This is a genomic window from Crossiella sp. SN42, assembly GCF_023897065.1.
GTDB lineage: Bacteria > Actinomycetota > Actinomycetes > Mycobacteriales > Pseudonocardiaceae > Crossiella.
On record NZ_JAMHIV010000060.1, the window covers coordinates 24,301 to 36,674 of the forward strand.

The window sequence follows — 12,374 nt, forward strand, 5'->3', positions numbered from 1 at the left end:
CTTGCGCGTCGAGACAGCCCGGCAGGGGGCTTCGCGCGGTATTTGTGGATCATGCGAGCGCTGCATGTGGTCCTGCTGCCCGGGTGGCGGGGTGCTGGGCGGGGGCACTGGCTGAGCTGGCTCGCCGGACAGTTGCGCGGGCTGGGGATGGCCGTGGACGCGCCGGAGCTGCCAGGGGCGGAGCTGGGCGAGTGGCTGCCGGTGCTGCGGGCGAGCCTGGCCGCCGCGCCGCCCTCGGCTGACCTGGTGGTGCTCGCGCACGGGCTGGGCGCGAACCTGTGGCTGCACCACGCGGCCGGGGTGGACGGGCGGGACCGGCGAGCGCACCGGGTGCTGCTGGTGGCGCCGCCGGGGCCGGGGTGGCGGCATCCGGAGGTGAGTGGGCTGCATCCGGCTCCGGTGGACTCGCGGGCGCTGCGGCGGGCGGCGAGCATCACCCGGCTGGTGGCGGGGCAGGGCGATCCGTACTGCTCCCGGCTGGAGGCGATGGGGCTGGCCAGGGGGCTCGGGGTGGAGCTGGACCTGGTGCCTGGCGGGGAGCACCTCAACGAGGACGCCGGGTTCGGGGCTTGGCCGGAGGTGCTGGCGTGGACGCTGGGACAGGTGCCGAGTCTGGGTGGGAACAGCCCGGCCGGGGCGCGCTCGTAGTAGAACGATCGGGTGATCCTTCGCCCTCTGCCCGTCCTGACCGCGCTGGCGCTGCTCGTGCCGGGGACCCCGGCCCTGGCCGCGCCCGCGGACTGCGCGCCCCCGGACTTCACCTACACCGTGCTGTTCGCCCCGCACACGCCGCAGGGCAGCGTCGAGCGGCAGCTGACCAAGCATTGCGGCACGCCCGTGCAGTACTACCCGGAGATCGGCGTGGCCGTGGCCAGTGCGGACGCCGGGTTCGACGGGCGGATCGGGGTGGACCGGGCGTTCAGCGCGGCCAAGGCCCGCGGCCCGGTCGCCGCCGCGACCGCGCTGGCCGCGGCCGAGGAACCGGACCGCACCGGCGAGCAGTGGGACATGCGGATGCTGCGCACCGAGCTGGCGCACACCGTGACCACCGGCCGCCGGGACGTGGTGGTCGGCGTGCTGGACACCGGGGTGGACGGCAGGCACCCGGAGCTGGCGCACGCGCTCGATCCGGCGCTGTCCGCGGGCTGCGAGACCGGCAGACCGGACACCGACCCGGCGGCCTGGGGGCCCAAGCACGGGCACGGCACCGGGGTGGCCGGGGTGATCGCCTCGGCGGCGGACGGCAAGGGCATCACCGGGGTGGCGCCGGGGGTGCGGATCGCCTCGGTGCAGCTGATGCGGCCGGACGGGTACATGGACCCGGAGGGCGTGGTGTGCGGGTTCATGTGGGCGGCCAGGCACCGGTTCACCCTGACCAACGGCAGCTGGTCCAGTGGGCCGTGGGCCTTCCTGTGCTCGGACCGGGCGGGGGAGAAGGTGGCCATCGAGGCGATCACCAGGGCGGTGCGGCACGCCACCCGGAGCGGGGTGCTGCACGTGGCCTCGGCTGGCAACTTCGCGGCGGACCTGACCGACCCCAAGACCGATCCGCTGCGCCCGCCGGGCAACACCATCGACAAGAACTGCCGGATGCTGCCCAACCAGCTGCCCGAGGTGGTCACCGTGTCCGCGGTCGGCTACCAGCGCAAGCTGTCCGGCTACAGCGACTGGGGCGCGGGGGTGGTGCGGGTGACCGCGCCCGGCGGCGACCGGGCCCAGGTGCCCCCGGCCGGTGAGGGGCCGGCGATGCCGCTGTCCACCACGCCGGAGGGCGGTTACGGGTCCTTCGGCGGCACCTCGGCGGCCGCGCCCAAGGTGGCCGGGGTGCTGGCGCTGCTGGCCAGCAGGTACGGCCAGGTGGGGCCCAGGGGGCTGACGGAGCTGTTGCTGCGGACCGGGGTGCAGCCGATGGCCTGTCCGGAAGGGGACGCGCGGTGCACGATGGATGGGCAGGGGCGGACGAGTTTCTACGGGCACGGGCTGGTTGACGCGGCGAAGGCGGTGCGCGCGGGATGACGCGGCGGGGCGGTTCGGGCGGGCTGGTGCGGTGGCCGCTGGTCGGGGCGGTGCTGGCGTTGCTTGTGGTGCCTGCCAGCGTGGGCACGGCGGGTGGCGACCACGGCCATCCGCCCCGGCCGCCCAAGCCGCCGACCGCGGTGGCCGATGCCGGGCGGCCCACGGTCGGCGCGCTGTTTATGGACAACGGCGCCGGGCCGCACTTCTGCACCGCGACGGTGATCGCCAGCCGGCACCGCAACCTGTTGCTCACCGCCGCGCACTGCATGTTCGAGAACGAGACCGGGCCGCCGCGTGCGCACGTGGCCTTCGTGCCCGGCTACCAGGACGGCCAGCGGCCCTACGGCACCTGGCCGGTGCGCGAGGTGGTGGTCAGCCCGCAGTGGCGGGAGCGGGCCGATCCGGACCACGACGTGGCCGTGCTGGTCGTCGACGAGGGCATCGAGGACCGGACCGGCGCGCAGCGGCTGCTGCTGGACTCGCGGCGGGAGCAGGTGGTCGAGGTGCTCGGCTATCCGGTGCGCGAGCAGCGGCCGGTGACCTGCCGGAACTGGACCGCCGAGTTCAGCCGGACCCAGCGCGGGTTCGACTGCCGCGGCTACCTGACCGGCACCAGCGGCGGGCCGTGGCTCACCGCGCGCGGGGAGGTCGTCGGCCTGGTCGGCGGCTTCCAGTTCGGCGGCGACGAGGTGCTGCACAACTACAGCCCCTACCTCGGCGACCAGGCGCGGGCGCTCTACGAGCGGGCGCAGCAGGTCAGACCGGGGGCAGGTGGCGGCCGATGAAGCGGATCATGTCCGGGCTGACCCGGTCGAAGTAGCTGCCGTCGTGGCGGCCCGGTCCGGTGGCGCCGACCAGCGGGCGGGCCTGGCGGATGAACTGGCGGGTGCCCTCGATGAAGCTGTCCTCGGTGCCGCACCACAGGCCGACCCTGGCCGAGCCGAGCTTGTCGATGTGCCGCAACGGGTTCATCGACTCCCACTCGACGCTGTCCCGGAACGCCTTGCGCTTGTTCATCTCCGCCCAGTTGGTGATCAGCGCGGGGGAGATGGCCGCGGCCGCGCGCACCGGGCGGCCGCGTTCCTGGCGGCGGCGGGTGTAGAGCAGCGAGCCGAAGCCGCCCATGGAGATGCCGGCCACCGCGAACGGGTGGCCGTCGCCGCCGAGGCGGCGTTCGGCCAGCCAGCGGGGCAGGTCCTCCAGCAGCATGGCCATCGGGTTGTCGCCGGGCTGGGCGTGCCAGTAGTTGTTGCCGCCGCCGTCGACCGCGACGAAGGCGAACGGCGGCACCGTGCCCCTGGCCACCGCGCTGGCCAGCGCGGAGGGCAGCGCGGCGGGCGCGGCGTTGCGGGCGGTGCCGAAGCGGCCGTGCAGCAGCAGGCACACCGGCAGCCCGGTCCGGTCGGCCTGCGGCGAGATGGTCACCAGGTCGACCTCGCGGTTGCGGTGCGGGGAGAAGACCCGCTCCACCCGCACGGTGCCGTTGCTGCCCGGCTTGGTGGTGCCCGCCGAACCGGCGGTGCCCAGCGTGCGCAGCACACTCGGGTCGACCTGGCTCAGCTGATCTTGGTGACTCAGCGTGGCGCCGACTCCGGCGACCGCGGCAGCCCCGGCCAGTGCTCCCCACAGCACCGTGCGCCGGGAGACGAGCCCCCTGCCTTGACGTTCGTGCATCCCCTGCACACCCCCTCACAGAGAGAAACCGTTGGCTGCTCCGTTTGTGTTACATGGCAGACGTCATCTTTGACTGATTGGTTCGCCACAGGCGGGGGTGATTCAGGACACACTGTCACGGAATGTGACTATATAACCCCGGTCTGCCGGAGGTTGTTGATCTCTTCCGGGTGATAGCCGAGCCAGTCGAGCACCAGACCGTTGTGTTCGCCCAGGTCAGGGACCGTTCCCGGGGTCCAGGCCGAGCCGGAGTCGTCCACCGGCGGGCGGAGCATCCGGACCGTGCCGTTGTCCGGAACCGGCACTTCTGCCCAGCGGCGCCGAACTTCCAGCTGGGGGTGCTCGGCGAGGTCCAGCACGGTGCGGGTGCGGGCGGCAGGCACGTCGGCGGCGTCCAGGGCGGCCAGCAGCTCGGCCGCGCTGGTGCGGTCGAAGGCGGGTTGCAGCTCCGCGTGCAGCTCGGACCGGGCGGCCACCCGGCAGGCCACCGTGGTGAAGCGCGGGTCCTCGGCCAGCTCCGGCTGCCCGGTGACCGCGCACAGCCGCCGCCACTGGCCGTCGTTCTGCACCGCCAAGTGCACGCTCTGGCCGTCGCCGCAGCGGAACGGGCCGTACGGCGCGATGCTCGCGTGGTGCGCGCCGGTGCGCGGCGGGACGGTCCCGGTGCCGGTGGCGTAGAGCATCGGCTGGTGCATCCACTCCGCCAGCGCCTCCAGCAGGGTCAGCCGCAGCGTGGCGCCCTCGCCGGTGCGGCCCTTGCGCAGCAGCGCGGCCAGCACCGCGGCGTGCAGCTGGACCCCGGCGGCGATGTCGGCCACCGAGATCCCGGCCCGGCCGGTGACCTCGCCCTCGCCGGTGAGCTCGATCAGCCCGGCCTCGGACTGGATCAGCGCGTCGTAGGCCTTGCGCCCGGCGTAGGGACCCTGCTCGCCATAGCCGGACAGCTCGCCGACGATCAGGCCGGGCCGCTCGGCGCGCAGGGCGTCCGCGGTCAGGCCCAGGCGGCCCGCGGCGGCGGGGGAGAGGTTGCACAGCACCACGTCGGCGCGCTCGATCAGCCGGTCCAGCACGGCCCGGCCGTCCGGGTGCTTGAGGTCGAGGGTGATCGACTCCTTGCCGAGGTTGACCCAGGCGAAGTAGCTGGACACCGTGCCGCAGGCGGTGTCGTAGCCGCGGGCGAAGTCACCGCCGTCCGGCCGCTCCACCTTGATCACCCTGGCGCCCAGGTCGGCCAGCAGGCGGGTGGCGTAGGGCACGGCGACGGCCTGCTCGATGGCGAGCACGGTGGTTCCCTCAAGTGGCTGCACGGGTCCCAGTGTGGGTCAGTCGTCCAGCACGATCCGCTCGGTGCCGGAGTAGACGTTCATCGACTGCCCGCGCAGGAAGCCGACCAGGGTGATGCCCTGCTCGGCGGCCAGCTCCGCGGCCAGCGAGGAGGGCGCGGACACCGCGGCCAGCACCGGCACCCCGGCCATCGCGGCCTTCTGCACCAGCTCGAAGGAGGCCCGGCCGGAGACCACCAGCACGTGCCCGGCCAGCGGGACCCTGCCCTCCAGCAGCGCCCAGCCGAGCACCTTGTCCACCGCGTTGTGCCGTCCGACGTCCTCCCGCACGGCCAGCAGCTCACCGTCCACTGTGGCCAGTCCGGCGGCGTGCAGGCCACCGGTGGCGTCGAAGACCCGCTGCGCGGCGCGCAACGCCTCCGGCAGCCCGCTGAGCACCGCCGGGGTGATCCGGGCCGGGTCGGCGGCGGGGGAGAAGCGGGTCTTGAGCTTGACCGCGTCCAGTGCCGCCTTGCCGCAGACCCCGCAGGAGGAGGTGGTGTAGAAGTTGCGCTCCACCCCGGTCTCCGGCGGCGCGACGCCCTCGGCCAGCGCCACGTCGAGCACGTTGTAGGTGTTGCGGCCCTCGTCGTCGGTGCCCGAGCAGTAGCGCGCGGTGCGCACGTCCTCAGCCGCGCCGAGCACGCCCTCGGTGAGCAGGAACCCGTGTGCCAGCTCGACATCGTGGCCGGGGGTGCGCATGGTGACCGCCAGCGCGCGACCGTTGACCCGCAGCTCCAGCGGCTCCTCCACCGCGAGCGAGTCGGGTCTGCGGACGACCCCCTTGGGTGAGATCCGCAGTACCGGGCGACGTGCCGTGACCCGTCCCATCCGAGGACCTCCCGACCCTGTACAACCTGGTACGCACAGCCTAGGTTGCGCACCAGGTTGTCACTTCAACCATATGCCTGGAGGTGTGCTGTGGCCCTCGGTTTCCTGGACCGCTCCCGGGTGGTCGCGCCACCTGGCTGGAGCCGCTGGCTGATCCCGCCCGCCGCGCTGTCGGTGCACCTGGCGATCGGGCAGGCCTACGCGTGGAGTGTGTTCAAGTCGCCGCTGGAGGGCGCGCTGTCGCTCTCCGGCACCGCGAGCGCGCTGCCCTTCCAGCTCGGCATCGTGATGCTCGGCCTGTCCGCGGCCTTCGGCGGCACCCTGGTGGAGCGCAACGGGCCGCGCTGGGCCATGTTCGTCTCCACGGTCTGCTTCTCCGCCGGCTTCCTGATCGCCGCGCTCGGCGTGGCCACCCGGCAGTACTGGCTGGTGGTGCTGGGCTACGGCGGCATCGGTGGGATCGGGCTCGGCATCGGCTACATCTCCCCGGTGTCCACCCTGATCAAGTGGTTCCCGGACCGGCCGGGCATGGCCACCGGGATCGCCATCATGGGCTTCGGCGGCGGCGCGCTGATCGCCTCGCCCTGGTCGGCGGCCATGCTGGACGGCTTCGGCAAGGACGTCACCGGCATCGCGCAGACCTTCATCACGCACGGGCTGGTCTACGCGGTGTTCATGTCCGTCGGCGTGCTGCTGGTCCGGGTGCCCGCGCCGGACTGGAAACCCAAGGGCTGGCAGCCGAAGGCGACCGCGGCGGGCCGCATGATCACCACCGCCCAGGTGTCGGCGAACAACGCCATCCGCACCCCGCAGTTCTGGTGCCTGTGGGTGGTGCTGTGCTTCAACGTGACCGCGGGCATCGGCATCCTGGAGAAGGCCGCGCCGATGATCAGGGACTTCTTCGCCGACTCCGCGCTGCCGGTCAGCGCGGGCGCGGCGGCCGGGTTCGTCGCGCTGCTGTCGCTGACCAACATGGCCGGCCGGTTCGTCTGGTCCTCCACCTCGGACCTGGTGGGGCGCAAGAACATCTACCGCCTCTACCTGGGCGTCGGCGGCTTGCTCTACCTGACCATCGCGCTGGCCGGTGATGTGTCCACGCCGCTGTTCGTGGTGTGCGCCATGGTCATCTTGTCCTTCTACGGCGGCGGGTTCGCCACCATTCCCGCCTACCTCAAGGACCTGTTCGGCACCTACCAGGTCGGCGCCATCCACGGCCGCCTGCTCACCGCCTGGTCGCTGGCCGGGGTGCTCGGGCCGCTGATCATCAACGCCATCGCGGACGCGCAGAAAGCGGCGGGCAAGTCGGGGCCCGCGCTCTACACCACCTCGCTCTACATCGTGATCGGCCTGCTGGTGGTCGGCTTCATCGCCAACGAGCTGGTCCGCCCGGTGCACCCGAGGTTCCACGAACCCCCGCGGCCGCCGGCCGGCGAGGCCGCGGCGAGCAAGGCGGAGGCGGTCTGATGAACCCGAAGTACCGGCCGGTCCTGGTCTTCGCCTGGCTGTGGGTCGGGCTGCCGTTCGCCTACGGCCTTTTTGAACTGGTGCGGAAGGTGACTCAGCTGTTCACTGGCTGAGGACACCGCGCGAAGGGAATCGGAATGCCGGAACAGCACGGGTACACCACGGGCACGCCCAGCTGGGTCGATGTGTCCACACCGGATCCGGACGGGGCCAGGCGGTTCTACACCGGGCTGTTCGGCTGGTCCTACGAGGTCGGCGAGGAGCGTTTCGCCCACTACACCAACGCGCTGCTGGACGGCCACGTGATCGCGGGCCTCGGCCCGGCCCAGCCGGAGGCGCCCCCGATGTGGGGCACCTACCTGCACACCGAGGACCTGGCCGGGACCGTCGAGCGGGTGCGCGCGGCCGGGGGCACCGTGGTGGTGGAGCCGATGCCGATCGGCGACTTCGGTTCGATGGCGCTGGCCGCGGACCCCACCGGCGCGCTGATCGGGTTCTGGCAGCCGGACAAGCACCGGGGCGCGGGGCTGGTCAATGAGCCGGGCGCGCTGGTCTGGAACGAGCTGCGCACCACCGATGTGGCCACGGCGAAGTCCTTCTACGCCAACGTTTTCGACTACACCTTCAGCGAGGTGCGGGGCGCGCCGGAGTGCCCGGTGTTCCAGCTGGGCGAGCGGCAGGTGGCCAGTGCCGAGCCGGTGCACCGGGAGGAAGAGCGGCCGCACTGGCTGGTCTACTTCGGCACGTCCGATGTGGACGCCACCGCGGCGCGCGCCACCGAGCTCGGCGGCTCGGTGGCAGAGGAGCCCAGCGACACCGCCTACGGGCGGATGGCCGTGCTCGCCGACCCGTGGGGCGCGGAGTTCGCGGTGCTGCACCTGCCGGATTGAGCCCCACGCCGAGGCCGAACCCGATAGCCTGACCCGGCTATGAACGGATACGGCCTCGACCACGAGGAACTGCGCGCGCTGGCCCGGCGGTTGTCCTTGGCGGTCAAGGACATCGAGGCCACCCGCAAGAGCTGGGACTCCGGCACCAGGGACGGTGCGACCTTCGCGACCACCGAGGCCGGCGCGGCGCACCTGTCCTTCCAGCAACACCTCTTCGACAACCTGCGCGGCCGGATCAACGCCATCGACGCCCTGGTCAACCAGGCCAGGGACACCTTGGCCGGGTACGCCACCGCCGATGACGCGCAAGGCTTCCGGCAGGTCCCGCAGTGAGCCGGGGCGACCGCCAGGACCTGGCCGAGCGGGCCACCATGCTGGCCAACCTGGCCGAGACGATCACCCTGGGCACCATCGAGGACACCATCCGGATGGGCATGAGGCGGCTCGGCCCGCTCACCGGCGACGCGGCCCGGCTCGCCGACCTGGCCGCGGCCTACCGGGCGGCCGCCACCGAGCTGCGCGACACCGGGGCCGAGCTGCTCGCCGAGTACGCGCAAACCGTGCCCTGGCAAGGGGAAGCGGCGGCCGAGGCGGCCGCGGTGATCACCACCCAGGGCCGCAAGCTCGGTGAGGACGCGGAGGTGCTGGCCGCGATCTCCGCGCTGCTGTCCGGGCACGCCGAGCGCTTCGCCCAGGCCCGCCGCGAGCACGAGGAGCTGCACCAGCGCTTCGTCGACCTCAGCCACCGGGTGAGCCTGGTGCTGCCGGTGCTGCACCTGGATCCCGGTGGCGCGCTGGCCTTCACCGCGCTGGTGGCGGACGCGCTGACCGACTCGGCCGCGCTGCTGGAGTCGGTGCGCGCGGACGCCGACGCGGTGGCCGAGGGCCTGCGCCGGGTCCAGGACGGCGGGGTGGCCGCGGCCAGGGAACTGGCCACACACCGCTGACCCGCTAGCCCCGGCGCGGCTCCAGCCGGACCACGATCGACTTGGACATCGGCGTGTTGGACACCCGCGCCGTGGCATCCAGTGGCACCAGGGCGTTGGCCTCGGGGAAGTAGGCCGCCGCGCAGCCGCGCGCGGTCGGGTAGGCGATCACCCGGAACCGCTCGGCCCTGCGCTCCTTGATCTTCTGCGGGTCCTCCGCCCACTCGCTGATCAGGTCCACGATCGTGCCGTCCGGGATCTCCAGCTCGGCCAGGTCCTCCGGGTTCACGAACACCACCCGGCGGCCGTCCTGCACGCCCCGGTAGCGGTCGTCCAGGCCGTAGATGGTGGTGTTGTACTGGTCGTGGCTGCGCACGGTCTGCAACAGCAGCCGTCCGGCGGGCAGGTCGGGGGCCTCGAAGGTGTTCACCGTCAGGTTGGCCCGGCCGGTGCTGGTCTCGAAGGTGCGGGAGTCCCTCGGCGGGTGCGGCAGCACAAAGCCGTCCGGCTGGCGGACCCTGCGGTTGAAGTCGGCGAAACCCGGTACCACGCGGGCGATCCGGTCCCTGATCTTGTCGTAGTCCCGCTCGAACTGCGCCCACGGCACCGGGTGCCCGTCGCCGAGGGTGGCCCGCGCGGCCCGGCAGATGATCGCCACCTCGGAGAGCAGCGCGGGCGAGGAGGGCTTGAGCCGCCCTCGGGAGCGGTGCACCACCGACATCGAGTCCTCGACCGTGACGAACTGGTCCTTGCCCGCCTGCGGATCGCGGTCGGTGCGGCCCAGGGTCGGGAAGATCAGCGCGGTGCGGCCGTGCACCACGTGCGAGCGGTTCAGCTTGGTGGAGACCTGCACGGTCAGCGAGCAGTTGCGCAGCGCGGCCTCACTGATCTCGCTGTCCGGGGTGGCCGCGGCGAAGTTGCCGCCCATGGCCAGGAACACCCTGGCGTGCCCGTCCCGCATGGCGCGCAACGACTCCACCGTGTCGAAGCCGTGCCTGCGCGGCACGGTGATGTGGAACTCGTGCTCCAGCGCGGCCAGGAACTCCTCCGGCATCTTCTCCCACACGCCCATGGTGCGGTCGCCTTGCACGTTGGAGTGCCCGCGCACCGGGCACACGCCCGCGCCCGGCTTGCCGATCATGCCCCTGGTCAGCAGGACGTTCACGACTTCCTGGATGGTGGGCACCGAGTGCTTGTGCTGGGTGAGCCCCATCGCCCAGCAGATCACCGTGCGCTCGGAGTCCATCAGCATCCGGCTGAACCGGGCGATCTCCTTGCGGGACAAGCCGGTCGCCCGGTCCACCTCGGACCAGTCCAGCTGCTGCAGGTGCTCGGCGTAGGCCTCGAAACCGTGCGTGTGCCGCTGCACGAAGTCCCAGTCCACCACGGTGCCCGGCGCGGCCCGCTCGGCCAGCAGCAGCAGGTGCCCGACGGCCTGGAACAGCGCCAGGTCGCCGCCGAGGCGGATCTGCAGGAACAGGTCGGCCAGCGGGGTGCCCCGCCCGATCAGGCCGCGCACGTTCTGCGGGTTCTTGAACCGCATCAGCCCGGCCTCGGGCAGCGGGTTCACCGCGACGATCTTCGCGCCGCGCTGCTTGGCCTGCTCCAGCGAGGACAGCATGCGCGGGTGGTTGGTGCCGGGGTTCTGCCCCACCACCACGATCAGGTCCGCGGACTCCAGGTCGGCCAGGCTGACCGAGCCCTTGCCGATGCCGATGGTCTCCTTCAGCGCCGCGCCGGAGGACTCGTGGCACATGTTGGAGCAGTCCGGCAGGTTGTTCGTGCCCAGGCTGCGCGCGAACAGCTGCCACAGGAACGCGGCCTCGTTGCTGGTGCGGCCGGAGGTGTAGAAGATCGCGTCATCCGGCGAGGGCAGCCCGCGGAGCTGTTCGGCCAGCAGCTCGAAGGCGCTGTCCCAGGAGATCGGCTCGTAGTGGCTGCCGCCGGGCCGCAGCACCATCGGCTCGGTCAGCCTGCCCTGCTGGCCCAGCCAGTAGTCGGTCTTGGCAGCCAGCTCGCGGACCGGGTGCGCGGCGAAGAACTCCCGGCCCACGGTGCGCTTGGTCGCCTCCTCGGCCACCGCCTTGGCGCCGTTCTCGCAGAACTCGGCCACCTTGCGGTGCCCCTGGGCTTCCGGCCAGGCGCAGCCGGGACAGTCGTAGCCTTCGCGCTGGTTCAGCAGCCGCAGGGTGCGGGCCGAGCGCAGCGCGCCCATCTGCTCGATGCCGTGCCGCAGCGAGACCAGGACCCCGGGGATCCCGGCGGCCCACTGCTTGGGCCGGGAGACCGACAGCTCGGTCTCGTCGACATCGTGTTCGGGTGCCTCACGCGCCATGGCACCATCCTGCGCTCGGGTGGCCGCAAACCACCAATCGGGCGTAGCCCGCACTTCACCCGTCCGGAGTAGCAAGCCATTCCCGCAGCACCGCCGCGTCCCGCCGGAAGATCGCCGGAGAGTCCTCCGGCACGAACTCCACCAGCGCGAACCGGTCCCGCCCGTCCGCGGCGAGCTCGGCGAGCACCGGTCGCCACAGGTCTTCCCGATCGGCCAGCGGCAGCCGGTCCTGCCCGCCACCCGGACCCCAGCTGAACACGTGCGCGGTCACCAGGTCCGGCAGCAGCGCCCGCACCTCGGTCAGCGCGGAGCCCACGTCCTGCCCGCCGGCCGGCTGCCAGTACGGCACCACCTCGGCCCGGTCCACCTCGCCGAACAGCGCGGTCGCCGAGGCCAGCGTGTCGGTCAGCGTGTTCCGGTGGTACTCCACCGCGATCCGGATGCCCAGCTCCCCGGCGGCCTCGGCCGCGCGCCGCAACGCGTGCACGGTCGCCGCCCGCTCATCCGGACTGGCTTCCGCGGACCCGAGCTTCCCGGCCCACACCCGGATCAGCGGCGCACCGAGCACGGCCGCGGTGCGCACCACCGGCGCCAGCTCGGCCGGATCGCTGTGCCCGGCCCGGTAGTAGGAGCCGTAGGCGGCCACGGCAAGCCCGGCCTGCGCGGTCAGCTTGCGGGTGGCCTCGGCGGCGGCGAGATCACCGGCAGGCACATGGACGTCGCCGCCCCACTCGATCGCCGACAACCCGGCTTCTTCGACCAGCCGCACCACTTCGGGCACACCCAGCTGCCGGAAGGTTACCGAGACCAGCCCAGGAACAATCACGGCATCTCCTTGCGGCTACGGTTGGAATGCGCTTTCCGCAACATCCTACCGGCGACAACTTCCTGCGAAAGAGGCGTGGCGCGCCAGCGA

12 protein-coding genes are annotated in these 12,374 nt (G+C 72.5%); 7 read left to right on the forward strand and 5 right to left on the reverse strand.

The features are described from left to right. The first annotated feature begins 51 nt into the window (after positions 1-51). From M8C13_RS42795 to M8C13_RS42805, 3 genes are read left to right on the forward strand one after another with little or no spacing between them, the layout of a single operon-like run. Positions 52-648: an alpha/beta hydrolase gene (locus M8C13_RS42795; protein ID WP_252486571.1), complete on the forward strand. Its 597-nt coding sequence runs from the start codon at positions 52-54 to the stop codon at positions 646-648. A 12-nt stretch (positions 649-660) separates the two neighbouring features. Further along, positions 661-2,016 (forward strand): S8 family serine peptidase, encoded by a 1,356-nt coding sequence (locus tag M8C13_RS42800; protein WP_252486572.1) that lies wholly within the window; start codon positions 661-663, stop codon positions 2,014-2,016. Beyond that, positions 2,013-2,801, forward strand: a complete 789-nt coding sequence (locus tag M8C13_RS42805; protein ID WP_252486573.1) for a serine protease — start codon at positions 2,013-2,015, stop codon at positions 2,799-2,801. The genes M8C13_RS42800 and M8C13_RS42805 overlap by 4 nt, the downstream gene beginning before the upstream one ends. On the opposite strand, the gene M8C13_RS42810 is transcribed toward M8C13_RS42805, so the two are convergent. From M8C13_RS42810 to fdhD, 3 genes are all read right to left on the reverse strand, one after another. Then, entirely contained in the window at positions 2,773-3,690 is a 918-nt protein-coding gene (locus M8C13_RS42810) for an alpha/beta hydrolase family protein (RefSeq protein ID WP_252486574.1), read from the reverse strand. The two genes, M8C13_RS42805 and M8C13_RS42810, sit on opposite strands and share 29 nt — an antisense overlap. Positions 3,691-3,818: 128 nt before the next feature. Further along, complete coding sequence (locus tag M8C13_RS42815) at positions 3,819-4,997, reverse strand: CaiB/BaiF CoA-transferase family protein (protein ID WP_308202920.1); 1,179 nt, start codon at positions 4,995-4,997, stop codon at positions 3,819-3,821. A gap of 15 nt (positions 4,998-5,012) precedes the next feature. Continuing rightward, a complete protein-coding gene (fdhD, locus tag M8C13_RS42820) occupies positions 5,013-5,843 on the reverse strand; it encodes a formate dehydrogenase accessory sulfurtransferase FdhD (protein WP_252486575.1) in 831 nt (276 codons plus the stop codon). 90 nt (positions 5,844-5,933) lie between these two features. Here fdhD and M8C13_RS42825 point away from each other — a divergent pair, with 90 nt between their 5' ends. The 4 genes from M8C13_RS42825 (at position 5,934) to M8C13_RS42840 (ending at position 9,144) form a co-directional block, all read left to right on the forward strand. Next, on the forward strand, positions 5,934-7,307 hold the full coding sequence (locus tag M8C13_RS42825) for an OFA family MFS transporter (protein ID WP_252486576.1): 1,374 nt from the start codon (positions 5,934-5,936) through the stop codon (positions 7,305-7,307). A 137-nt stretch (positions 7,308-7,444) separates the two neighbouring features. Next, entirely contained in the window at positions 7,445-8,197 is a 753-nt protein-coding gene (locus M8C13_RS42830; RefSeq protein ID WP_252486577.1) for a VOC family protein, read from the forward strand. A 39-nt stretch (positions 8,198-8,236) separates the two neighbouring features. Continuing rightward, a complete protein-coding gene (locus tag M8C13_RS42835; protein ID WP_252486578.1) occupies positions 8,237-8,530 on the forward strand; it encodes a hypothetical protein in 294 nt (97 codons plus the stop codon). After that, positions 8,527-9,144, forward strand: coding sequence for a hypothetical protein (locus M8C13_RS42840; RefSeq protein WP_252486579.1), 618 nt, complete (start codon positions 8,527-8,529; stop codon positions 9,142-9,144). The genes M8C13_RS42835 and M8C13_RS42840 overlap by 4 nt, the downstream gene beginning before the upstream one ends. A gap of 4 nt (positions 9,145-9,148) precedes the next feature. Here M8C13_RS42840 and M8C13_RS42845 read toward each other — a convergent pair whose 3' ends face one another. Both M8C13_RS42845 and M8C13_RS42850 read right to left on the reverse strand, forming a co-directional pair. Continuing rightward, complete coding sequence (locus M8C13_RS42845; protein ID WP_252486580.1) at positions 9,149-11,458, reverse strand: FdhF/YdeP family oxidoreductase; 2,310 nt, start codon at positions 11,456-11,458, stop codon at positions 9,149-9,151. Between the two features lie 55 nt (positions 11,459-11,513). Further along, on the reverse strand, positions 11,514-12,284 hold the full coding sequence (locus M8C13_RS42850) for a sugar phosphate isomerase/epimerase (RefSeq protein ID WP_252486581.1): 771 nt from the start codon (positions 12,282-12,284) through the stop codon (positions 11,514-11,516). Between the last annotated feature and the right edge of the window lie 90 nt (positions 12,285-12,374).

Bases quoted from the DNA above. Each gene is read 5' to 3' on its own strand.
- M8C13_RS42810 (WP_252486574.1), bottom strand. From the start codon at position 3,690: ATGCACGAACGTCAAGGCAGGGGGCTCGTCTCCCGGCGCACGGTGCTG.
- M8C13_RS42845 (WP_252486580.1), bottom strand. From the start codon at position 11,458: ATGGCGCGTGAGGCACCCGAACACGATGTCGACGAGACCGAGCTGTCG.
- fdhD (WP_252486575.1), bottom strand. From the start codon at position 5,843: ATGGGACGGGTCACGGCACGTCGCCCGGTACTGCGGATCTCACCCAAG.
- M8C13_RS42795 (WP_252486571.1), top strand. From the start codon at position 52: ATGCGAGCGCTGCATGTGGTCCTGCTGCCCGGGTGGCGGGGTGCTGGG.
- M8C13_RS42830 (WP_252486577.1), top strand. From the start codon at position 7,445: ATGCCGGAACAGCACGGGTACACCACGGGCACGCCCAGCTGGGTCGAT.
- M8C13_RS42805 (WP_252486573.1), top strand. From the start codon at position 2,013: ATGACGCGGCGGGGCGGTTCGGGCGGGCTGGTGCGGTGGCCGCTGGTC.
- M8C13_RS42835 (WP_252486578.1), top strand. From the start codon at position 8,237: ATGAACGGATACGGCCTCGACCACGAGGAACTGCGCGCGCTGGCCCGG.